The organism is Stenotrophomonas sp. TWI377, from assembly GCF_039674525.1.
Lineage (GTDB): Bacteria > Pseudomonadota > Gammaproteobacteria > Xanthomonadales > Xanthomonadaceae > Stenotrophomonas.
Genome location: NZ_JBDJNT010000001.1, coordinates 105,986 through 127,550 on the forward strand (window position 1 = coordinate 105,986; position 21,565 = coordinate 127,550).

Annotated in this window: 24 protein-coding genes; all 24 read right to left on the reverse strand. The window is 66.5% G+C overall.

The genetic code is table 11. The annotated features are described in order from the left end of the window. Window position 1: 1 nt before the first annotated feature. Entirely contained in the window at window positions 2-793 is a 792-nt protein-coding gene (gene fliR / locus ABE546_RS00430) for a flagellar biosynthetic protein FliR (RefSeq protein WP_346462244.1), read from the reverse strand. Between the two features lie 10 nt (window positions 794-803). Then, window positions 804-1,073: a flagellar biosynthetic protein FliQ gene (locus tag ABE546_RS00435; protein ID WP_019184809.1), complete on the reverse strand. Its 270-nt coding sequence runs from the start codon at window positions 1,071-1,073 to the stop codon at window positions 804-806. A gap of 39 nt (window positions 1,074-1,112) precedes the next feature. Beyond that, on the reverse strand, window positions 1,113-1,895 hold the full coding sequence (gene fliP, locus ABE546_RS00440) for a flagellar type III secretion system pore protein FliP (protein WP_121036736.1): 783 nt from the start codon (window positions 1,893-1,895) through the stop codon (window positions 1,113-1,115). A 2-nt stretch (window positions 1,896-1,897) separates the two neighbouring features. Continuing rightward, window positions 1,898-2,299 (reverse strand): flagellar biosynthetic protein FliO, encoded by a 402-nt coding sequence (gene fliO / locus ABE546_RS00445; RefSeq protein ID WP_313211870.1) that lies wholly within the window; start codon window positions 2,297-2,299, stop codon window positions 1,898-1,900. After that, entirely contained in the window at window positions 2,296-2,634 is a 339-nt protein-coding gene (gene fliN / locus ABE546_RS00450; RefSeq protein WP_121036738.1) for a flagellar motor switch protein FliN, read from the reverse strand. The genes fliO and fliN overlap by 4 nt, the downstream gene beginning before the upstream one ends. Next, window positions 2,631-3,638 (reverse strand): flagellar motor switch protein FliM, encoded by a 1,008-nt coding sequence (gene fliM, locus ABE546_RS00455; RefSeq protein ID WP_313211869.1) that lies wholly within the window; start codon window positions 3,636-3,638, stop codon window positions 2,631-2,633. The genes fliN and fliM overlap by 4 nt, the downstream gene beginning before the upstream one ends. Before the next feature lie 8 nt (window positions 3,639-3,646). Beyond that, window positions 3,647-4,165, reverse strand: coding sequence for a flagellar basal body-associated FliL family protein (locus ABE546_RS00460; RefSeq protein WP_313211868.1), 519 nt, complete (start codon window positions 4,163-4,165; stop codon window positions 3,647-3,649). Between the two features lie 114 nt (window positions 4,166-4,279). Continuing rightward, the gene (locus ABE546_RS00465; RefSeq protein WP_346462693.1) at window positions 4,280-5,431 is read right to left on the reverse strand and encodes a flagellar hook-length control protein FliK; all 1,152 of its coding nucleotides are present in this window, start codon (window positions 5,429-5,431) and stop codon (window positions 4,280-4,282) included. Beyond that, window positions 5,431-5,889 (reverse strand): flagellar export protein FliJ, encoded by a 459-nt coding sequence (gene fliJ, locus ABE546_RS00470; protein ID WP_070471607.1) that lies wholly within the window; start codon window positions 5,887-5,889, stop codon window positions 5,431-5,433. The genes ABE546_RS00465 and fliJ overlap by 1 nt, the downstream gene beginning before the upstream one ends. Before the next feature lie 3 nt (window positions 5,890-5,892). Further along, on the reverse strand, window positions 5,893-7,272 hold the full coding sequence (locus ABE546_RS00475; protein WP_313218264.1) for a FliI/YscN family ATPase: 1,380 nt from the start codon (window positions 7,270-7,272) through the stop codon (window positions 5,893-5,895). Continuing rightward, window positions 7,269-7,904 carry a FliH/SctL family protein gene (locus ABE546_RS00480; RefSeq protein ID WP_088435059.1) on the reverse strand — a complete coding sequence of 212 codons (636 nt, stop codon included), beginning with the start codon at window positions 7,902-7,904 and terminating at the stop codon, window positions 7,269-7,271. The genes ABE546_RS00475 and ABE546_RS00480 overlap by 4 nt, the downstream gene beginning before the upstream one ends. Beyond that, window positions 7,901-8,887 carry a flagellar motor switch protein FliG gene (fliG, locus tag ABE546_RS00485; RefSeq protein ID WP_026070041.1) on the reverse strand — a complete coding sequence of 329 codons (987 nt, stop codon included), beginning with the start codon at window positions 8,885-8,887 and terminating at the stop codon, window positions 7,901-7,903. Before fliG ends, ABE546_RS00480 begins: the two co-directional genes overlap by 4 nt. Before the next feature lie 13 nt (window positions 8,888-8,900). Beyond that, window positions 8,901-10,541 (reverse strand): flagellar basal-body MS-ring/collar protein FliF, encoded by a 1,641-nt coding sequence (gene fliF / locus ABE546_RS00490; protein ID WP_313218265.1) that lies wholly within the window; start codon window positions 10,539-10,541, stop codon window positions 8,901-8,903. Window positions 10,542-10,553: 12 nt separating this feature from the next. After that, a complete protein-coding gene (gene fliE, locus ABE546_RS00495; protein WP_313211863.1) occupies window positions 10,554-10,916 on the reverse strand; it encodes a flagellar hook-basal body complex protein FliE in 363 nt (120 codons plus the stop codon). A gap of 310 nt (window positions 10,917-11,226) precedes the next feature. Then, window positions 11,227-12,723: a sigma-54 dependent transcriptional regulator gene (locus tag ABE546_RS00500; protein WP_313211862.1), complete on the reverse strand. Its 1,497-nt coding sequence runs from the start codon at window positions 12,721-12,723 to the stop codon at window positions 11,227-11,229. Next, complete coding sequence (locus tag ABE546_RS00505; protein ID WP_026070040.1) at window positions 12,720-13,097, reverse strand: response regulator transcription factor; 378 nt, start codon at window positions 13,095-13,097, stop codon at window positions 12,720-12,722. The genes ABE546_RS00500 and ABE546_RS00505 overlap by 4 nt, the downstream gene beginning before the upstream one ends. 14 nt (window positions 13,098-13,111) lie before the next feature. After that, window positions 13,112-14,524 carry an RNA polymerase factor sigma-54 gene (gene rpoN / locus ABE546_RS00510; RefSeq protein WP_346462246.1) on the reverse strand — a complete coding sequence of 471 codons (1,413 nt, stop codon included), beginning with the start codon at window positions 14,522-14,524 and terminating at the stop codon, window positions 13,112-13,114. A gap of 263 nt (window positions 14,525-14,787) precedes the next feature. Continuing rightward, window positions 14,788-15,420, reverse strand: a complete 633-nt coding sequence (locus ABE546_RS00515; RefSeq protein ID WP_026070039.1) for a response regulator transcription factor — start codon at window positions 15,418-15,420, stop codon at window positions 14,788-14,790. Between the two features lie 87 nt (window positions 15,421-15,507). Further along, window positions 15,508-16,089, reverse strand: a complete 582-nt coding sequence (locus ABE546_RS00520) for a PilZ domain-containing protein (RefSeq protein WP_346462248.1) — start codon at window positions 16,087-16,089, stop codon at window positions 15,508-15,510. Beyond that, the gene (locus tag ABE546_RS00525) at window positions 16,086-16,382 is read right to left on the reverse strand and encodes a hypothetical protein (RefSeq protein ID WP_346462249.1); all 297 of its coding nucleotides are present in this window, start codon (window positions 16,380-16,382) and stop codon (window positions 16,086-16,088) included. Before ABE546_RS00525 ends, ABE546_RS00520 begins: the two co-directional genes overlap by 4 nt. Continuing rightward, window positions 16,379-16,795, reverse strand: a complete 417-nt coding sequence (fliS, locus tag ABE546_RS00530; RefSeq protein ID WP_121036752.1) for a flagellar export chaperone FliS — start codon at window positions 16,793-16,795, stop codon at window positions 16,379-16,381. The genes ABE546_RS00525 and fliS overlap by 4 nt, the downstream gene beginning before the upstream one ends. A 128-nt stretch (window positions 16,796-16,923) precedes the next feature. Beyond that, window positions 16,924-18,306, reverse strand: coding sequence for a flagellar filament capping protein FliD (gene fliD / locus ABE546_RS00535; RefSeq protein WP_346462251.1), 1,383 nt, complete (start codon window positions 18,304-18,306; stop codon window positions 16,924-16,926). A gap of 453 nt (window positions 18,307-18,759) precedes the next feature. Then, window positions 18,760-20,019: a flagellin gene (locus ABE546_RS00540; RefSeq protein ID WP_346462253.1), complete on the reverse strand. Its 1,260-nt coding sequence runs from the start codon at window positions 20,017-20,019 to the stop codon at window positions 18,760-18,762. Window positions 20,020-20,091: 72 nt separating this feature from the next. Further along, window positions 20,092-21,339, reverse strand: coding sequence for a flagellin (locus ABE546_RS00545; RefSeq protein WP_346462255.1), 1,248 nt, complete (start codon window positions 21,337-21,339; stop codon window positions 20,092-20,094). Between the last annotated feature and the right edge of the window lie 226 nt (window positions 21,340-21,565).

A 21,565-nucleotide genomic window follows, 5' to 3' on the forward strand; every position in this document is an offset into this window, starting at 1 on the left:
GTCAGCGGCTGACGCTGTCGGCGGCATCGAACGCCGCGTCGAACAGGCGTTGCACGGGCGGGCCCATCTCACCGGCCAGCACGGTCAGCAGGAACAGCCCCAACAGCAGCGCGACCGGCAGGCCGAGCTGGATCGGGTTCAACGCGGGCGCCGCACGGGCCAGTACGCCGAAGGCCAGGTTGATCGCCAGCATCGCCACGGTCAGCGGCAGCGCCAGCGTGAGCGCGCCGCGGAACACCTGCAGCAGGAACGTCGGCGCGATGCTCAGGAATGCCTGGGGGTCGGGCAGCGAGGTGCCGATCGGCAGGGCCTTGTAGCTGTCCATCAGCAATGAGATCAGGGCCAGGTGACCATTGGCGGTAAAGAAGAGCAGGCCGAACAGCAGATAGAACCACTGCCCGATCACGCCGGAACTGCCGCCACGCAGCGGGTCGCTCATCTGCGCGAAGGCCAGGCCGGTACCCTGCGCGACCAGCTCGCCGGCCATCGCGCCGGCTTCGAAGACCAGCCTCAGCAGGAAGCCGATCGATACCCCGATCGCCAGTTCGCGGGCAATGGTCAGCACCGTGGCCGCATCGAAGCCGGTCCATTCCGGCACCGGCGGCAGCATCGGCGACAGCGCGATCGCCAATGCGCCGGCAAGCAGCACGCGGATCCGTGACGGCACCGCGCGTGTACCGATCAGCGGCATGGCCATCAGCATCGCGCCGATCCGCAGCATGGTCCACAGGATCGTGCCGATCATGCCGAAGGCCTGCAGGCCATCGGCGGCCATCTGGGTCGCGGAATCCACGGCGGCTGCCTCAGCCGATCAGATGGGGAATGCGCTGGAACAGCAGCGTGGTGTACTCGACCAGGTGGCCGATCAGCAGGCTGCCCAGCGCGAACAACACCACGGTCAACGCCGCGGCCTTGGCGACGAAGGCGATGGTGGGTTCGTTGAGCTGGGTCGCGGCCTGGACCACGCCGACCACCACGCCGACGATCAGCACGGTGAGCAGCAGCGGGCCGGCAACCCACAACACGGTGATCAGGCCACCACGCAGTTCGGTCAGGGCAAGTTCGGGCGTCATGTCAGTCTCGGGTCCGTTTCGATCAACAGGGTGGGGCGGTCAGACCGCATTGAAGCTGGCGGCCAACGTGCCCACCACCAGAACCCAGCCATCCACCAGCACGAACAACAGGATCTTGAACGGGGCGGAGACCAGCATCGGCGAGAGCATCATCATGCCCATCGACATCAATACGCTGGCCACGACCAGATCGATGATCACGAAGGGAATGAAGATCAGGAAGCCGATTTCGAAGGCGGTCTTGAGCTCGCTGGTAACGAACGAGGCGACCAGGATCGGGAACGGGATGGCATCCGGGCTGTCGTAGGTGCCGTGGCCGGCCATGCCGGCAAAGGTCATCAGATCGGTCTCGCGGATCTGCGCCAGCATGAAGGCGCGCAGCGGCTGGGTGGTCAGGGTCCAGGCCGTCTGGAAATCGATCTCGCCGTTGAGGTAGGGCGCCATGCCGCTGCCCCACGCCTTCTGCCACACCGGCAGCATCACCATCGCGGTGAGGAACAGCGCCAGGCCGAGCAGCACCTGGTTGGACGGGGTCTGGCCGGTGCCGAGCGCCTGGCGCAGCAGGCCCAGCACGATGATGATGCGGGTGAAGGCGGTCAGCACCAGCAGCATCGACGGGATCAGGGTGATCGCCGTCATCAACAGCAACGTCTGCAAAGGCAGGCTGACCGGCTGCCCGCCGATCTTGCCGACATTCACATCCGGCAGTGCCGGCACACCCGGCACGCCGGGCGCGGCCCAGGCCAGGGCCGGCAGCGCGCACAGCAGAGCGGTCAGCAACAGCGGCAGGTAACGGGTCCAGGAAGTACGGGGGCCACGCATGGTCAGGGTTCCTTGCGCAGCCGCTGTTGCAGCAGCTGGGCGAAATTCGGGAGGTGTTTGAAATCGGGAAGGCGCGCCGGCGTCGGGGCCGGCAGGGGGTCGGGCAGCTGATGCAGCGTGTTGATGCCGCCGGCAGTGACGCCCAGCAGCAGCTGGGTGCCATTGACCTCGACCACCACCACGCGCTCCTTCGCGCCGACGGTCAGGCTGGCGACCACGCGCAGCCCCTCGGCCGGGCGGAAGCCGCTGCCGGGCATGCGCTTGAGCAACCAGCCCAGCCCGACGATCAACGCCAGCACGCCGAGCAGTGCCAGCACCGCACCGAACATGCCCGGTGCAGCGGCGGCATGCTGGCCGACCTTGACGGTCGAGGCGCCGGCCGCGATCAGCAGCCCGGCACTCAACGCAGTCTCCGGATCCGTTCGCTCGGGCTGACCACGTCGGTCAGGCGCACGCCGAAGCGGTCGTTGATCACCACCACCTCGCCATGGGCGATCAGGGTGCCGTTGACGAACACGTCCAGCGATTCGCCGGCACCGCGCTCCAGTTCCACCACCGAGCCCTGGTTGAGCTGCAGCAGGTTGCGGATCGGCAGGCGGGCGCGGCCCACTTCCAGCGACAGCGTCACCGGCACATCCAGGATCACATCCAGGTTGAGCTCGTCGCCGACCGTGGTGTCATCGGACTGCAGCTGGGTGAACTGTGCCGGTGCCGGCGCGTTGGATTCGATATCGTTCATTGCGGGTCTTCCTGCAGTACGGGAACGCGTGGGCGGATGCCCGGGGGATGGGTGGCGGTGATCTTCACCGCGTTGAAACCGTTGGCGACGCCGAACTCGCCGGTGAACACCGGCACGTTTTCCACGCACACCGGCACCTGCTTGGGCAGCTCGATCGGCAGCACATCGCCGATCTTCAGCTTGGTCAGGTCGCGCAGGCTCATGCGCTTGGTGGCCAGTACGCTGGAGAGCGTGACCTCGGCGATGTTGAGCTGCTCGCGCAGCATCACGCCCCAGCTGGCATCGCGGTCGTTGCGGTCGCTCTGGATGCCCGCGTCAAGCAGCTCGCGGATGGGCTCGAGCATCGAGTAGGGCAGGGTGACGTGGATGTCGCCGCCACCGCCGTCAAGCTCGACATGCAGGCGGCAGACCACCACGTACTCGCGCGGCGTCACGATGTTGGCGAAGTGCGGATTGATCTCGGAGTTGATGTACTCCAGCTCCACATCCATCACCGGCGCCCAGGCTTCCTGCAGATCAGCGAAGGTCTGCTTGAGCAGCAAGTGGATCACGCGCATCTCGGTGGCGGTGAACTCGCGCCCTTCGATACGGGTCGGGTAGCGCCCATCACCGCCGAAGAAGTTGTCCACGATCGCGAACACCAGCGTCGGCTCGAACACGATCAGCCCGGTCCCGCGCAGCGGCTTGAAGCGGATGAGGTTGAGGTTGGTCGGCACGTACAGCGAGTGCATGTAGTCATTGAACTTGATCAGCTCGATGCCACGCACGGAGAGTTCGGCCGAGCGGCGGATCAGGTTGAACAGGCCGATGCGCCACAGGCGCGCGAAGCGCTCGTTGACCATTTCCAGGGTCGGCATGCGGCCGCGGATGATGCGGTCCTGACTGGCGAAATCGTACGAGCGCGCCTCGCCGGGCGTGGGCGCATCGAGGTCGGTCTCAACCGCACCGGAGTCCACGCCATGCAGCAGGGCATCGATCTCGTCCTGGGAAAGCAGGTCATTCATGGTCGCCCTTACTGGGTCACGAAACTGGTGAACAGCAATTCGTCGGCACCGGGCTTGCCGGTCTCGGCCTTGAGCAGCTTCTGCACTTCAGCCAGTGAACTGGCCTGCAGGCGCTCTTTGCCGGCGCGGTCGGCGATGTCGCTCGGCTCGACCTGGGAGAACAGCATCAGCAGCTTGGCGCGGATGGCCGGCGCATGCAGCTTGATCGCCTCCATCGCGGCCGGGTCGCGGCTCATCAGCTGCACTTCGACCTGCAGGTAGCGCGGGCCGTCGAAGCTGCTGTTGAGGTTGACCACGAACGGCGGCTCAAGGCCGAAGTACTGCGCCGGGGCAGGCACCGCGGATTTGCTGGCGGCCGGCTTGGCGGCCTTGTCATCATGCTTGGACTGGGTGAAGTACCAGACCCCGCCACCGGCGGCGCCAGCGGCGAGCACCGCGACCAGGGCGGTGACCAGGAGCGGACTGCGCGGCTTGGCGGTCTTGTCCTTCTCGGCGGATTTCTTGGTTTTATCGGCGGCTGCGGCCACGAGGGGAAGCTCCAGAGGATTGCTTCCTGCCTACATGCAAAGGCCGTGCCTGAATGCTGAAGACGACGTGTCGGCTTTCTGGCGGCGCGGTGGAGCCCGCGCCGCCGCGTGCGATCACGCGTAGGCGTCGACCAGGCCGCGCTGGCGGATCAACTGCGAGGGCGACAGCGTGGTGTCGGCCAGCGCCGGTTCTCCGTCCTCGCCATTCATTCCGCCGCGGCCATCGCCTCGTCCGCCATCGGGCGCGGTCTGCTGGTGGCCTACATCGGCGTTGCCAAGCTGGAAGCCCTGCTCGCCAAGCAGGTCGCGCAGGCGCGGCAGGCTGCTTTCCAGTGCATGGCGCACGTCGGCGTGGGCGCTGGTGAAGCTCGCATGGACCTTGTCGCCGTCCAGTTGCAGGCGCACCTCGATCGGACCGAGGTCGTTCGGGGTGATCTTGATGTGGGCGTGGCCGATCTTCTGGTCCGCCAGCCAACCGACGCGCGCGCCGACGGCATCGTCGAACTCCTCACCCCCCAGATGCGGGGTGGCGGTAGGCGAGCCGGTGAACAGGCTGGCCACCGTCGGCTTGGCCTCGGTCATGCCCTGCAGTGCATGCAGCAGCGGGCTGGCGGGGGCGTCGGGGCCGTCGTTGGTGGCCGCGGTCAAGGCGTCCGTGAAGGTTTTGAGCAGCAAGGCATCGTCGGCCGGCGCAGCCTCGGCAGCCAAGGCGGGCAGGGCGATGCTGCCGTCGGTGGATGGCGCGGCAGCCAGCACCGGCGGGGTCGCGTTGGCGTCCGGGGCTGCGGTGGCCACGGCCGGCAGGGCCGCATTGGCGCCCGCGGCGGCGCCGGTCGCCACGGGTGTGACGGGCGTGGGCGCCGGTACCGGCAGGCCGTTCAATGCCAGCCCGGCCAGCCCCAGCGGGGGCCATGCGGCCTCGGTGTCGTCGGCCGGTTCGGCGGCCGGCTTCTCCGCCGTGGCCGGTGCCGTGGCAGCGGTATCGGGGGGGGCGACCGTGTCGTCTGCCTTCCTGGCGCAGGGCCTGGCGGGGCGTGTCGCGGCGTCCTTGTCCTGGCTGGCGGTGCCGGTCGTGGCGCTCTTGCCTGCGTCGCGGCTGCTGCCGGCGTTGCGCGGCGTGTCGTTGCGGGGCGCCTCGCGACCTGGCTTGAGCAGCGCGTCAAAGTCCCGACGGTCGGTGCCGCGGGTGCTGTCCGCGCGGGGGCTGGACGAGGTGCCGCCCGCATTCTGCGCGGAGGCGGCGCCGCCGAGCAGGCCGGAAGGCATCACGGGCTGCCTCCGTTCTCGCCTTCTTCGCGCTGCGCCTGGCGCGAACGGCGGGCGCCGAGATCGTCCATCTCGCGCTGGTCGCGGCGGTCGGTGACCACCTTTTCCTGCGCGCGGTAGCTGGCGGCGAGCTGTTCCAGCACCTGCTTGTCACGGCTGGCCAGCAACAGGCGGGCGCGCTCGGCGTCCACCTTCTCGCGGTTGTTGTCCACGGTCTGGCGCTGCTGGGCGACCGCACTGTCCAGGCGATCCAGAAAGGCGCGGCGGTTCATCAGCTGGGCCGGGCTGGTGGCCGACATCTGGGCACCGGCGTATTCCTCGGCGTAACGGCGCAGCTCATCCAGGCGCGACACATGCGTGTCGAGCGCACGCTGGCGCTCGGCCAGGTCGCGGGCGACCTCGTCTTCGTGGTCCTGGGCTCGTTTCAGCAAGGGGTCGAAGCGCTTGGATTGGATCATGGCTTAACTCTCTGGTTCCACCAGCCGCTTGAGGGCGGCCTGACTGTGCGGCAGGTCGGCGGCTTTGCCGACGTCCTGGCCGAGGAATTCAACAATGTCCGACCAGCGCTCCAGCGCTTCGTCGGTCGCCGGATCGTTGCCGCGCTGATACGCGCCGATCGCGATCAGGTCGCGGTTGGACGAATACGCCGAGACCAGCCGCTTGAGCTTGCGGATGCGCAGGCGCCACGGTTCGTCGGCAATTTCCGTGACCACGCGGCTGACCGAGGACTCCACGTCGATGGCGGGGTACAGGCCGCTGTCGGCGACGCGGCGCGAGAGCAGGATGTGGCCGTCAAGAATCGCGCGTGCGGCATCGGCGATCGGATCCTGCGGATCATCGCCTTCGGTCAGCACGGTGTAGAACGCGGTGATCGAGCCGCGGCCCTTGGCGCCATTGCCCGCGCGTTCAACCAGTGCGGGCAGCTTGGCGAATACGGAGGGCGGATAGCCGCGGGTGGTCGGCGGCTCACCGACCGACAGGCCGATCTCGCGCTGGGCCTGGGCGAAGCGGGTCAGCGAGTCCATGAGCAACAGCACGTTCAACCCCTGGTCGCGGAACCACTCGGCGATCGCGGTGGCGCGGTAGGCACCGTGCAGGCGGGCCAGCGGCGGGCGGTCGGCCGGGGCCGCCACCACCACGGCGCGGCGCAGGCCTTCTTCGCCCAGCGTGCTTTCCACGAAATCGCGGACCTCGCGGCCACGTTCGCCGATCAGGCCCACCACGATGACATCGGCGGCGGTGTAGCGGGTCATCATGCCCAGCAGGGTCGATTTACCGACACCGGAGCCTGCGAACAGGCCGACACGCTGGCCGCGACCGATCGGCAACAAGGCGTTGATCGCGCGTACGCCCACGTCCAGCGGCTGGGTGATCGGCTCACGCGAGAGCGGGTTGATCGAGACGCCGGCCATGCCGACGGTGCCTTCGGCGCGGATCGGGCCCTTGCCATCCAGCGGCACGCCGTCGCTGTCGATCACGCGGCCGAGCAGGCCTTCGCCCACTTCCACGCCACCGCGGCCGAGCGAGGGCACGACCCGCGCATTGGGCAGCAGGCCGTGCAGTTCGGCGCTGGGCATCAGGTAGGTGCGTTCACCGGCGAAGCCGACCACTTCGGCATCGACCCAGCCACCGTCGGCCACCTCGACCTTGCAGCTGGCGCCCATCGGCGCTTCACAGCCGACTGCTTCCAGCGTCAGGCCAACCGCGCGGCGCAGCACGCCTTCGCGGATCAGGCCGCGGCCATGCGCGGTATCCGGGCGGATGTTGTCCAGTCGCGACGCCAACCGCAGGTTGCGCGCGGCGGTCCACTCGGCGGGTGGGGGCAGGGTATCGGTGTTCATGGGGTGGTTCCGGCTTTGCGGATGACCGCATCCAGGGCGCCGCGCAGGCGTGCATCCAGCGTGCCGTCGATGCGCACGGCCTCGGCATGCACGCGCAGGTCGCCGCGGCTCAGGCTCAGATCCGGCGTCAGGCGCTGGTTCGGGGCCAGGTTGAGCACCGGCGCCAGCGCAGCGATGTCGTCTGGATGCAGGCGGACCTCCACATCGCGGCTCGCGCCACCAACGGCATCCACCGCTTCATTGACCAGCTGCGCCAGCAGTTCCGGTTCGGCCTCGTAGGCACGCCCGACCAGGTTGCCGGCCACCCGCACTGCCAGCTCGCCGAGTGCGGCGACCACTTCGTTCTCCAGCCGCACCAGTGGCCGGCTGAAGTTATCCAGGATGCCTTCGATCTGCGCGATCAGCCGGCGCACTTCCGCCTGGCCCTGGGCCAGCCCTTCGGCGTGCCCCTGATCGAAACCGTCTTTCTCGGCGCTGTCCTGGATCGCCTGGATTTCTTCCAGGGTCGGCAGCTGCAGCAGCGGTTCCGGCTCGTGCTCCGGATCCGGTTCGGTGAGCTCGAACTGCTCTTCCGGCGGCGGCTCGGGCACCGCCAGCAGGTCCGGGGCAAGCCAGCGCACGGCGTTGTTCACAGCATGGCCTCCGCGTTGCCGCCAATGGTGACGGTGCCTTCATCGGCCATCCGCTTGACGATCGCCAGGATCTCGCGCTGCGCCACTTCCACATCGGACAGGCGCACCGGGCCGCGGGCTTCCATGTCTTCGAGCAGGATTTCAGCGGCACGCTGGGACATGTTGCGGGTGATCTTGTCGCGTACCTTGATGTCGGCGCCGCGCAGGGCCAGGCCGAGGCGCTCGCCGCTGACTTCGCGCAGCACCAGCTGCAGTTCGCGGTCGTCCAGGTCGACCAGATCGTCGAACACGAACATCAGGTCCTGGATGCGGCCGCTCAGCGGGGCATCGATGCGGGCGATCTCGCCGAGGATCGCCTGATCCTGGCCGCTGTCCATGAAGTTCAGAATGTTGGCCGCACACTGCACGCCGCCCACGTTGGACGACTTCAGGTTCTGGTTGCCGGCGAACTGGCGCTCCATGATCTCGTTGAGTTCATTGAGCGCGTTCGGCGGAATGCCATCCAGCGTGGCGATGCGCAGCAGTACGTCCACGCGGGTGCGTTCGGGCAGCAGCTTGAGCGCGTCGGCGGCCTGGTCGGTTTCCAGGTGGGCCATCACGATGGCGATGATCTGCGGGTGCTCGTTGCGGACCAGGTCTGCGACGGCACGCGGATCCATCCACTTCAGCGCGTCCAGGCCGGTGGTGTTGCGCCCCAGCAGGATGCGGTCGATCAGGCTGCCGGCTTTTTCGGTGCCCAGCGCCTGCACCAGCATGTTGCGGATGTAGTCGTCCGAGCCCACGCCGAGCGAGGTCTTGGAGCCCAGCTCGCTGCCGAACTGGTCCATGACCCGCTCGACCTGCTCGCGGGTGATGTCGGTCATGGTCGCCATCGCGATGCCGATCTTCTGGACTTCCTTGGGCTCCATGTGGCGCAGCACTTCGGCCGCGTCCAGTTCACCCAGCGAGAGCAGCAGGACGGCAGCGCGCTGAACGCCGGTCAGCGGGGGAGGTGCATCAATCATTGGCCACCCAGCCCTTGACCACCTGGGCCACGCGCTTGGAATCGGTCTTTACAGCTTCACGCGCCATGCGCAGTCGTTCCTCGTAAGAGTCCACCGGCAGCGCCAGCGGTTCATGTCCGGCCGCGTGCAGGCGCTCGCTGCCGATCGCCGGCAGCCCTTCGCCATCGTCGACCAGCTGCACATCGGCACGGTGGGGTTCCAGCTCGTCATCCTTGGGCTTGGTCTGGCCGGTGATCGAGCGCAGCGCCGGGCGCAGCACACCGAATACCAGGGCCAGCACCACGATCGCGCCGAGCAGCAGACGCAAGGCGTCCTGCACCTGGGGCAGCTCCCACCACTTCGGCCCTTCGACCGGCGTCACTTCGCGCACGAACGGGGCATTCATCACCGAGACCGTGTCGCCTCGTTCGGCATCGAAGCCGACCGCCTGCTTGACCAGCGCTTCGACGCGCGTCAGCTCGGCCGCCGAGAGGGCCTGGTCGGCCATCTTGCCGTTGGCACCGGCGCGCGGCACGTTGTCCACCAGCACCGCCACCGAGACGCGCTTGATGCGACCGGCCGGCTGGCGGGTGTGCTGCAGGGTGCGGTCCAGCTCGTAGTTGCGGGTCGCGTTCTTGGAGGTTTCCGTCGGCGCCTGCGCCGTGGCCGGTGCGGCGGCCGGGCCGGGCGGGGTATTGCTGGCAGCCCCGGGCACGCCCTGCGGGCCGGGCACGTTGCTGCTGTTTTCGCTCATCTGCTCACTGCGCAGCTTCTGCGGCTCGCCGTTGTAGAGCTCGCGGGCTTCTTCGATCACCGAAAAATCCATGTCCACGCTGACTTCCGGGTTGACCCGGCCGGGGCCGGTCATCGGCTCGAGCAGCTCGCGAATGCGCTGATTGAACGAGGTTTCCTGGCGGCGCACCTGCTCGAACTGCGCGGCATTCATGGCCGCTTCGCTGTTCGGATCGGAGACGCTGAGCATGCGCCCGCTCTGGTCCACCACAGTGACGCGCTCGGGCGCCAGGTCCGGGATGCTGGCGGCGACCATGTGCACGATCGCATCGATCTGGCCGCGTTCAAGCTGCTGGCCACCGCGCAGCTCCAGCACCACCGAGGCACTGGCCACGTCACGCTGGCGGGTGAAGGCGCTGGGCTTGGGGATGGCCAGGTGCACGCGCGAATCACGGACCGGGCGCAGCGTGTTGATGGTGCGCGAGAGCTCGGTTTCCAGCGAGTGCTGGTAGCGGGCGTTTTCCATGAACTGGCTGACGCCGAAGCCCGGGTCACGCTCCATCAGTTCGAAGCCCAGACGGCCGCTGTCGGTCAGGCCGGAGCCGGCCAGCTTCAGGCGGGCATCGTGCAGGTTCTTTTCCGGCACGGTGATGCCGCCGGTGGCGGGATCCAGCTGGAAGGGAATCTGCGCCGCGCGCAGCAGGTCGGTGGCCTCGGCCGTGGCCTTCTGGTCCAGCCCGGTGTAGAGCGGCACCATGCCCGGCTTCTGCGACCAGAAGAACACGAACAGCCCTGCCGCCACGGCCACGGCGATCATCGCCATCAGGCCGAGCCGACGGGTGATCTGCAGGCTTTGCAGCCGGTCGAACCACTGCCCAGCCTTTTCGGTGTTCAGCGATTCTTTGGAGAGCGACAGGGCCATGCGTTTCTATCCTTACAGCGGCATGTTCATCACGTCCTGATAAGCCTGGACGAGACGGTTACGGACTTCCACGGTGGCGCGGAAGGCGATCTGGGACTGCTGCGAGGCGACCATCACTTTGGCCAGGTCCGCACCGGGTTCACCCAGTTCGAAGGATTTGGCCAAGGCGCCGGATTTCTGCTGCGCATCGTTGACGCCGGCGATGGCGCCGCGCAGCGTTTCGGTAAAGCTCGGGCCCTGGATCTCCTGGGGGGACACCAGACCCTGGATGGCATTGCTGCGCGGCAGCTCCGTCAGCGGACTGACGGCGGGCTGCCCTATCTGGGTCTGGAAGGTGCGGATCTGAGAAAGGATCGAGGTGACGGAGTGCGACATCTGGAACGTTCCGAAGCAGGGGTGGGTTACACGGGAATACGTTGCAAGTGCCGTGCCGAAACGGATGAGTGGTTCAGTTTTGTAAGGGGGGCGCGGGTTTGCGTATTCAGCAGCGCCTGCAGGCGCGGCCGTGATCTTCGTCAGGCGCCGGGGAGTGGCCGAGCGGCGGTGTGACGCGGTGGCGTGCCGGAGAGTCGACGCCGGAAAACCGGCGGAGGGTGCTCTGAGCCTTCGAGGCGGAGACCATTTGACAGATCCACAAAAAAGCCCGGGACAGGCCCGGGCTTCTGGTTTCCACGTGTTGATCGGCTCAGCCAGCCAGTTCGGTCTGGTCGCGCTCGATGCCGTACTTGCGCAGTTTTTCCACCAGGGTGGTGCGGCGCAGGCCGAGCAGCTGGGCGGCGTGGGCGACGACGCCCTGGGTGCGTTCCAGCGCTTCGTTGATCAGGTTCAACTCGATGTTGGCCATGTGGTTGCGCAGGTCCAGGCCGTCGTCGGGCAGGGCCGGGGCGCGGCTGACGGGGCCGTTGCCGTTGTCCAGGGCCGGGGTGCTCTGGGCGCCCGGGGTGTGGAAGGAGAAGCTGCGCAGGTCCAGGCGTTCGTCGGCCACGGCGGCTGGCGCCGCTACGGCCACCGGCGCGGCGGCGGCGAAGTCACCGCGATAACGGGCCGGCAGGTCCTGCACGCGCACGTTGCCACTGGGGTGCAGCACGGCAAGGCGCTCGACCAGGTTGGTCAGCTCGCGCACGTTGCCGGGCCACTCGTACGCGGCCAGGGCCTGCAGCGCTTCGCCGGTGAAACGCACTTCACCACGCCCGGTACGGGCCAGCTGGCCGGCGATGGTGGTGACCAGCGCGGGCAGGTCTTCGCTGCGCTCGCGCAGGGCCGGCACATCGATCGGGAACACGTTGAGGCGATAGAACAGATCCTCGCGGAACTTGCCGTCGGCGATGCGCGATTCCAGATCGCGGTGGGTCGCGGCGATCACGCGCACGTTGCAGCGGATGGTCTGATTGCCACCGACGCGCTCGAAGCTGCGCTCCTGCAGCACGCGCAGCAGCTTGACCTGCATCGGCAGGCTCATGTCGCCGATTTCATCCAGCAGCAGGGTGCCACCCTCGGCCATTTCAAAGCGGCCCTTGCGGGCGCTCAGTGCGCCGGTGAAGGCGCCTTTTTCGTGACCGAACAATTCGCTTTCCAGCAGGTCGGCCGGAATGGCGCCGCAGTTGATCGCCACGAACGGGCCATCGCGGCGGGGCGAGCGCTGGTGGATCGAGCGCGAGACCACTTCCTTGCCAGTGCCCGATTCGCCCAGCACCAGCACGGTGGTGTCGAACGCGGCGACCTGCTCGATCATCCGGCGCAGCTGGGTGACGGCCGCGCCATCGCCGGTCGGGCCCTGGTCCTGCACGGCGCCGGCCTGGTGCTCGGCATCCAGGCGCTTGAGGCTGGCACGGCGCAGCAGGCCTTCCATCTGCGCGTGGCGCAGCGGCGCTTCCAATGGCCACACATTGGCCTCGTGCAGGCCGAACTGCTGGGCGAATGCGGTGGTGTCGCCGTCGATCAGCATCACCGGCGGGGGCAGGGCACCCTTGCCCAGCCAGGCGAACAGCGCATCGCTGCGGTCGGAATTGTCCAGCCCGCCGATGATCGCGGCCATCCAGTCGTTGGGGCGGTGGCGGGTAATGTCGAAATCGTTGGCGTCGGCCACCCAGCGCGGGTTGAAGTCCATGAACTCCAGCAGGGCGACGGTGCGCTCGGCGCGCACGGCGTCGTTGTCCAGTACCAGGATGCGGGATTCGCTCATGATCCGTTCCCCTTCAGGCCTTCCAGGATCGGCATCACTTCCTGGATGTAGGACAGCTTGCTGACGAAGTTGTCGGCCCCGGCGCGCAGGGCATGCTCGCGGTGTTCGGCGTCATCGAAGTGGCTGGCGATGACGATGTAGGGCGCGTCATCCTGCGATTTGATCAGGCGGGTGGCCTGCAGGCCGCCCATCTCCGGCATGGCCAGGTCCATCAGCACCACCTTCGGGCGCAGCGACTCGGAGCGTTCGATCGCTTCCAGGCCATTGGCGGCGCTGCCGATCACATCGAGCCAGTCGACCTTGCGGAAGTGGCGCATGGCGGCGTTGATGAAACCTTCGTGGTCGTCGACCAGCAGGACGGTGAGCTTGTTCATGTCTTCCATTTCCTTCAGCCCACCCGGGCCAGGAGGTGCGGGGTGCTGGCATGGCTGCGGCGGCGTTCGCGCGCCGGGGCGATGTCCAGTTGTTCGCGGTATTTTGCAACGGTACGGCGGGCGATGTTCACCCCTTGGCGCGAGAGCAGGCCGGCGATCGCTTCGTCGGCCAGCGGCCGGGCGGCCGGTTCGGACTCGATCAGGCGGCGCACCATCGCTTTCACGGCCTGGCCGGAGACACTGGCACCTTCCAGGCGCACCGCGAAGAAGTGCTTCAGTTCCAGGGTGCCGCGCGGGGTCTGCAGGTACTTGCCGGTGGTGATGCGCGAGACGGTGGACTCGTGCATGCCGATTTCGTCGGCTACTTCCTTCAGCGTGAGCGGTGCCATCGCTTCTTCGCCACGGGTCAGGAAGCCGGCCTGACGCTCGATGATCACTCGCGCGGTGCGCAGCAGCGTGTCGTAGCGCATCGACAGACCGCGGGTCAGCCAGCGGGCCTCCTGCATCATGTCGCGCAGCGGCTGTGCGGCGTCGCTGGTCTCGGCCAGCGCCTGCTCGTACTGCGGGTTGATGCTGAGGCGGCGGCTGGTGGCCGGGTTGAGCGCGACGCGCCACTGGCCATCGGCGTGCCAGGCGACCACGTCCGGGATCACCACCCCGTTGCTGTCCGGCAGCAGGCTCTCACCCGGACGCGGCTGCAGCGAGAGGATCAGGCGGACGGCTTCATGGATGTCGGCGACTTCGGCATCCAGCTGCTTGGCCAGCGCCGGGTAGTCGTGGGCGGCCAGCGCGGCCAGGCCGTCGTCGAGCACACGCTGGGCGAGGTGGCGGGCCGGTACACGGCCGGGCAGGCAACGCAGCTGCACGCTCAGGCATTCGTGCAGGTCCTGGGCGGCCAGGCCGACCGGATCGCCGTGCAGGATCTGCTGGCGCACCGCTTCCACGCCGGCCGCATCCACATCGCAGCGCGCACTGGCCAGCAGGGTCAGCTGGGCGAGCGGGGCATCCAAATAGCCGGCGTCGTCGCAGTGCTCCAGCCAGAAACCGGCCACGGCCAGCTCGCGGGCATCCATTTCCATCGCCAGGCGCTGCAGGGCGCGCAGCTGCGGATCGGACGACTCACCGGCCGCCACGCGCTGCATGCGGTCATCGTCGCCGTCCTGCCAGCCGGCACCGGGCACGTCCCACAGGGAGGATTCCGGCAGTTCGTCGAAGGCAGCCACGTCCTGGGTGGTGCTGACCGGATCGGTGTCGGCAGCGACCGGTTCCGGCGCCTCTTCCAGTTCCAGCAGCGGGTTGGTCTCCAGCGCGCGGCGGATCTCCAGTTCCAGCTGCATGCCGTCCAGCTGCAGCAGACGGATGGACTGCAGGAGCTGAGGGGTGAGGTGAAGCTGCTGACCCATCTGGGTCGACATGGAGGCTTTCAAGGTGGTTCCCCGTTCGCACCGACTCCCCGGTGCGTTATGGAACACATCTTGCTTGTGTTCCCGTACACCGGGAATCAGGGGGTTCCTGAGTCGGGTCGTCAAATGCCTGACAGTGTGTAGGGGATATCCCGACATCGGCGCGGTATTTTGACGTGCGTTGGCGCGCAGTCCTTGTCTTTCCGTGCCCAGCCTGCCGGCCGGGCTTCAAAAATCCGTCACCCTGCGTGGCGGGGAAGCCGTGTGTGCCGGAGAACCGGCGCTGATCACTCCAGCTCGTGCTGGTGCCGGGCAGCGAGCAGCACCAGGTCATTGGCGCGGCGGCAGCCCAGCGATTCCATCATCCGGGCGCGATGGGTTTCCACCGTCTTGACGCTGATGCCCAGGTCCGCGGCGATTTCCTTGTTGCTCTCGCCCTTGCCGATACGGCGCAGGATCTCGCGCTGCCGTGGCGACAGGGCTGCGACTCCAACTGGTTTTTCCCTGCCCAGCATGGGGGCGAGCATCTTGGCCGAGATCTGCGGGCTCAGGAACACCTGGCCGGCATGCGCGGCGCGCAACGCCAGTTCCAGTTCCTGCGGCGCGGCATCCTTGACCACGAAGCCGACCGCGCCACGATCCAGCGCATCGCGAACGTGCACGGCATCGTCGTGCATGGTCATCATCACCACGCGCGAGCCGGGCGTCCGCAGGAGAATGTCGCTCAGGGCCTCCAGCCCGGTACGGCCGGGCAGGGACAGGTCCATCAGGACGACATCCGGGGAATGCTGCACGCTCAGCTGCAGCGCCTGCTCGGCGTTGCTGGCCTCGGCGATGACCTCGACGTCGGCAAAGCCCTGCAGCAGACGGCTGAGGCCGGCACGGACCAGGGTGTGATCATCGACGATGAGAACGCGCACAGGCTGCTTGGGGAGCGGGGAGGCCGTCACCTTAACGGAGTGAAGGCCTACCGCCAAGCCGAATGCGTCACAGTCGGGGCCGTACGGTCAACGCAGGCGACGTGCTTCTGCGATCTGGCGACGGTGCAGCCGGAACAGATGCCGCTCCAGGGCCATCTCCAGCGCATCGCTGAGCCCTTCGAAACGCAGCCACAGATAGTGCGCGCCGGAGCCATTGGCCGCTTCGGCCACGATCACCACGGGCAGGTCGATATGGTCGGGCAGCCAATCGCAGGGCTGCAGGCGGATCACGCCCATGCTGCCCGGCGCGGCGCCGCTGCGGCTGCCCTGTTCCAGGCGGATGCCACGGCGTGACCAGCGCAGGGGGCGCAGTGGCAGGTCCTGCGCACTCTGCCGGACCAGGCGGCCCAGCAGCACCATGACCAGATCGAGTTTGGCTTCCAGGCGCTGCACCTGCAGGGTGGCATCGCTGCGCTCGTCATGCCCGTCATCGCCGCGGGCATCCTCCACCAGCGCCACGCTGCGCAGCAGGGTCTCGGCCGTGCCGGGGCGGATCACCGCGCTGCCGATGCGGAACTCGGCCGGCAGCGCCACGTCGCAGCTCAGCGTCTCATCGAACAGCTCGCTTTCGGCCGGGTGATGGATGGCGCTGGTGCGAAGGTCGGTCATGTCAGGGATTCTGCGGTCAGGTACGCCTGCGCGGCGCGAAGGGACTGGTGGCCGTTGTGGATGTGCCGGCTGGCCTCTTCGCGCTGCCGCATCATGAACAGCATGATGCGCTGCTGGCGGGCCTGCAGCGAGGACAGGCCAGGAACATCGAAGCCGGCCGCGGGACCGGCCAGGTAGTCACGCTGGGCCGCGTCGAGCGCATCCAGCTGCAGACCCGCTTCGTCGAAGTTCTCGTCGTGCAGCGCGGTTTCCAGCGCATCCAGACGGGCGTTCAGCGCGCCAAGCGAGGTCACGGGGCGACCTGCGCGGTCTGGCGCTGCTGCTGCGGGATGGCATTCCAGGCCGCATCGATCTCGCCCAGCAGTTCAAGCGCTTCGGACAATGCGGCCGGATCGTTGTGCAGATTGGCCTCGGTCAACCGTTGCATCACGTAGTCATACAGCGAGGACAGGTTGCCGGCGATTTCGCCGCCGGCCTCATGGTCCAACGAGCCGTTGAGGTGGCCGACGATCGCGCAGACTTCGCCGATCGCCTTGCCTTTGCGTGCCTGGTCGCCGCGCTCCATGCAGGCCAGGGCGAGCCGAAGGCGTTCGCAGGCACCGGCCAGCAGCAACGCGACCAGCTTGTGCGGGTCGGCATCGGTAACCGAACTCTGCACGCCGACCTTGCGGTACTGCTCGGTGAATTGACGGTTGGAACCGTACATCAATCATGTCTCCTTCATGCGGGGCCGCGAAGTTCGCGACATCGTCGGCACCGGGTGGAGCCTGCTAGGTGTCCTGCCAGTGATATCGGCAGCGGGCCGGTTCAACTTGAGTCCGCTGCTGCGATCGATCAACCGCTGAGCTGCGAGAGCTGCGAGGTAAGGCTGGACATTGTCTGGCTCATCTTGCTCATCAGCGCATCGAGCGCGAGGAACTGCTTCTTGTAACGTTCGGATACGCCTTCCATGCGGACATCGAGCGCCTTGCGGCGCTTGTCGATGTCCGTCAGCGTATTGTTGATGCTCTTGGTGCGCGAGACGAAGGCGCCTTCCTTGCCGACGGTGGTATTGACGTAGCCATCCACCATCGCAAACAGCTTCGCCGCCGCGCCGTCATCACCGGTGAAGGCCTCGCGCACGGCACCGCCCTGATTGACCAGGGCCGCGTCGAACTTGGCGGTATCCAGCACCAGGCTGCCATCGGCATTGGGATAGGCGCGGGTCTGCAGGCCGATCTTCTTCGGGTCCAGGCCGGCGGCCGAGAGATCCTTGAGAATGCCGCCCATCATGCTGCGCAGCTGGCTGGAGGCGCCGCGCATCTGCGCATCGCCGGTCAGCGAAGAGGACTCCTTGTTCTCGATGTCGTACTTGGTCGCGGTGTTGATCGCCGCGATGGCGCCGTTGTAGGCGGTGACGAAGTCCTGCATCACCTTGCGCGCCGCGGCGACGTCGGTGGTGATGGTGACGGTGCTTTCGCCGGTCTTCTTGAGGTTCAGCGTCAGGCCCGGCACCACGTCGGTGACGGTGTTTTCGCTACTGGTGACCTCCACGCCGTCGATCAGCAGCCTGGCGTCCGCGGCGGGGGTCCGTTCGGACAGGCTGTTTGCCAGAGCGGCGAGCTTGGCATTGGAGGGGTCGGCGGTCAGCTTGATTGCATTGGCCGTACCGGACTTCTCCTGGGAAATCGACAGGAACTGGTTGTCGCCGGAGGAAATCAGCGTGGCCTGGACGCCCGAGGCGCGCCCCGCCTTCTCGATCTTGGTGCGGATCGAGCTGAGGGTGTCGTCTGCTTCGACATTGATGTTCAGCGTCTTCTGCTTGTCGCCCACGCCCACGGTGAGCGTCAGGGTTCCGGCGCCAAACGTATCCGTCTTCGGGAGCGAGGTGTCGGCAATCCACTTGTTGGCCGTGGCGAGTTCCTTCACGTCAATGGCGTGGGAACCGGCGGCCGCCGCATTGGTGCCGCTGACCGTCAATATCTCGTCTGTACCGGATTTGCTCGCCGAGAAAGTACGTGCGTCGAACGCCGTGTTGGCCTTCAGCGCCTTCAATGCCGTGTTCAGGGTATCGAACGCGGATTTGACCGTGCCGATCGCCGAGAGCTGCATCTTGGCCTTGGACTGCTGCAGGTTCAGTGCGTTGTCCGCCGGCTTGCGATCCGCCGCCACCAGGCTGCTGACCATGCCGGAAATGTCCAGCCCTGAACCGATGCCGCCGTAACCGAAGTCCGCCACGTTGTATCTCCTGTTTATAGCCGCTGCCGTGAAGTCGCAGGGCGATGCCATCAACGAAAGTAGCGGCCGTAGCCGCCAGGTCTTTAGAACCACGTTGATGCAGGAGTTGTGCCAGCCAGGGCGAGGGCGGGTTTGGCACGCCGGTTGCAGGTGTCCTGGGGCAGGGGCGGCGGTCCGCGTCTTTGCTGGGTAGCCTGCAAAAAACCCTCCTCCAATGCAGAGGAGGGGTCAGGCTACTGAAAAACGGGGGGAGACGAAGCCACCCGGGGTGCTCAGTCAAACAAACAGCGCTGATAACAGTTCTGCCGCAGGGGCGGGCCATGGCCACGAGGTGTGGCGACCGGGAGAGTGTCCGGCCCATGGTCATGGCCCGTTCCTGCGCGTGCTTTGCGATGCCCTCGGATTGCCCGCGCCGCCGGCTGGAGCCGACGGCGCGGACGATGCAGGCGTGGATCAGCGCAGCAGGCTGAGCACGTTCTGCGGCACCTGGTTGGCCTGGGCCAGCATGGCCGTACCGGCCTGCTGCAGGATCTGGGTGCGGGTCAGTTCTGCGGTTTCCTTGGCGAAGTCGGTATCGCGGATGCGGCTACGCGAGGCCGACAGATTCTCCGTAGAGGTCTGCAGGTTGGCAACGACCGAGGTGAAACGGTTCTGGATCGCACCCAGGTCGGCGCGGCTGCTGTTGATCGACTCCAGGGCCTTGTCGACGATATCCAGCGCCTGCTGCGCGCCGGCTGCGGTGGTGATGGACAGATCCTTCAGAGTGGAGCCCTTGGCGTCCTCGGCAATGGTGCCGCCGGTGTCAGCTGCGGCAGCCAGGCCCAGCAATTCTGCGGTTGCGGTAGTCGCCTCGTAACCTTCGGGAACCGTGGCGGCGTCTATATCGGCAGAGATAGCGGTAGCGAACTGTTGGCCGGCCTTGACGGAGGTCAAGGTGATGGCGCCGTCCTTGCCCAGTTCAGCGTAGACCCCGGTCTCACCGATCTTGCCGTTGATGGCGGAGACGGTAGCGGCTGCAATGGACTCGCCCTTCTTGACACTGATGTCGCCGATATCGAACGTCTTGGCCTCGTCAGCATCCAGCTCAACGCCTTCAGCCGCGACCTTGATCTGCAGGCCCTGGTAAGTAGTGTTTGCAGCAGGCTCCGAAGCAGTGTCGGCCAGAGCGGTGCCGACGAGGGCTTCAGCAAAGGTTGCCGAGCCAAGAGAATCCGTCTTCGCATTCACGATCTTGTCGATAGCGATGCCCTGACTTGCATTGGCGCCAACCTGGAACAGCTGGCTGTTGAACGAGCCGTCCAGCAGCTTGGTGCCGTTGAAGTCGGACTGCTTGGCAACTCGATCGATTTCCGAGACCAGCTGGGTGACTTCGGCCTGAAGGGCCTTGCGATCACTGGCGGAATTGGTGGCGTTTGAGGACTGCACCGACAACTCACGGATACGCTGCAGATTGTTGCCGATCTCAGACAGCGAGCCTTCGGCAGTCTGGGCGAGCGAGATGCCGTCATTGGCGTTGCGGATGGCGACGTCAATGCCGCGGATCTGCGTGCCGAAACGCTCCGAGATGGCGAGGCCGGCGGCGTCGTCCTTCGCGCTGTTGATGCGCGAGCCCGAGGACAGGCGCTGAATGGTGGTGGCCAGCGAAGCGCCGCTGCTGCTCAGGTTGCGCTGAGCGTTGAGCGACATCGTGTTGGTGTTGATGACTTGTGCCATGAGGAGAGGTCCTTGAGCAGTTGCACGTGAGTTGGGTTAGGCGCCCCCGACGTGCTTCAGGGGCGACTCATGTCAGCGCTGCAGCAGGCTGAGCACGTTCTGGGGTACTTGGTTCGCCTGGGCCAGCATGGCCGTACCGGCCTGCTGCAGGATCTGGGTGCGGGTCAGTTCGGCAGTTTCCTTCGCGAAATCCGTATCACGGATCCGGCTTCGCGAGGCCGACAGGTTTTCCGTCGAGGTCTGCAGATTGGCAACGACCGAGGTGAAGCGGTTCTGGATGGCACCGAGGTCGGCACGGACGCTGTTCACGGATTCAAGAGCCTTATCTACGATTTCCAGCGCCTGCTGAGCGCCTGCAGCGGTAGTAATCGAGATGTCCTGCAGAGTGGTGATCTTGCCGTCGGTGGGAATGGTGCCGCCCGTGCCTGCAAGACCGAGTACTGCATCCGTAGCAGCTTCAACGGTATAGCCGTCTGGTGCCGTGCCCGCTTCACCATCAGCATCAATCTTGAACTGCTGACCAGCTTTGACCGAACTCAGGATGATGCCGCCGTCCTTTCCGATCTCGGCATAGATGCCGGTTTCGCCGATCTTGCCATTGATGGCCGACACGGTCGCAGCAGCGATTGACTCGCCAGCCTTGACGTTGATGTCTCCAATATCGAAAGTCCGTGCCTCGGCGTCATCCAAATCAACGCCATCGCCCGCCACCTGAATCTGCAGGCCTTGGTAGGTAGTGTTTGCTGCCGCCTTCGCGTCGTCATCGCCCAGTACCGTAGCCTTCAGGGCGTCCGCGAAAAGGGCCGAACCCAGCGAGTTGGCCCGGGCATCGACTACGCTGCTGATAGCGATCGATTGGCCCGCGTTGGCGCCGACCTGGAACAGCTGGCTGGTGAAACTACCGTCCAGCAACTTGGTGCCGTTGAAGTCCGCCTGCTTGGCAACGCGGTCGATTTCGCTGACCAGCTGGGTCACTTCAGCCTGCAGTGCCTTTCGGTCGCTGGCAGAATTGGTCGCGTTGGAGGCCTGTACCGCCAGTTCGCGGATGCGCTGCAGGTTGTTGCCCACTTCGCTCAGAGAGCCCTCGGCTACCTGCGCAAGGGAAATCCCGTCGTTGGCGTTGCGGATTGCGACGTCCAGACCGCGGATCTGGGTGCCGAAGCGCTCGGAAATCGCCAAGCCGGCGGCGTCGTCTTTTGCGCTGTTGATGCGCAGGCCCGACGACAGGCGCTGGATGGTGGTAGCGAGCGAGTTGCCGCTGGTGCTCAGGTTGCGCTGAGCGTTAAGCGACATCGTATTGGTGTTGATTACCTGTGCCATGGGTCGTCTCCCTTATTGGAATCCCGGTGGTGAATGGAACGAAGCGCCGCCGTTTTTTTGTTTTTGGCTGTGTGCTTCGCTGTTGCCAAATCAATAACGGCGCTTTGTCAACAACCTTTAGGCGGAGATTCAAATGGATTTGCCGGGGCGGGGCAGGTGGCTGGATTTCACGGCGCCAGGCCGGTGGGCCGCCGCAGGCCTGGAAATTCCGTGCAGCTCTACCAGG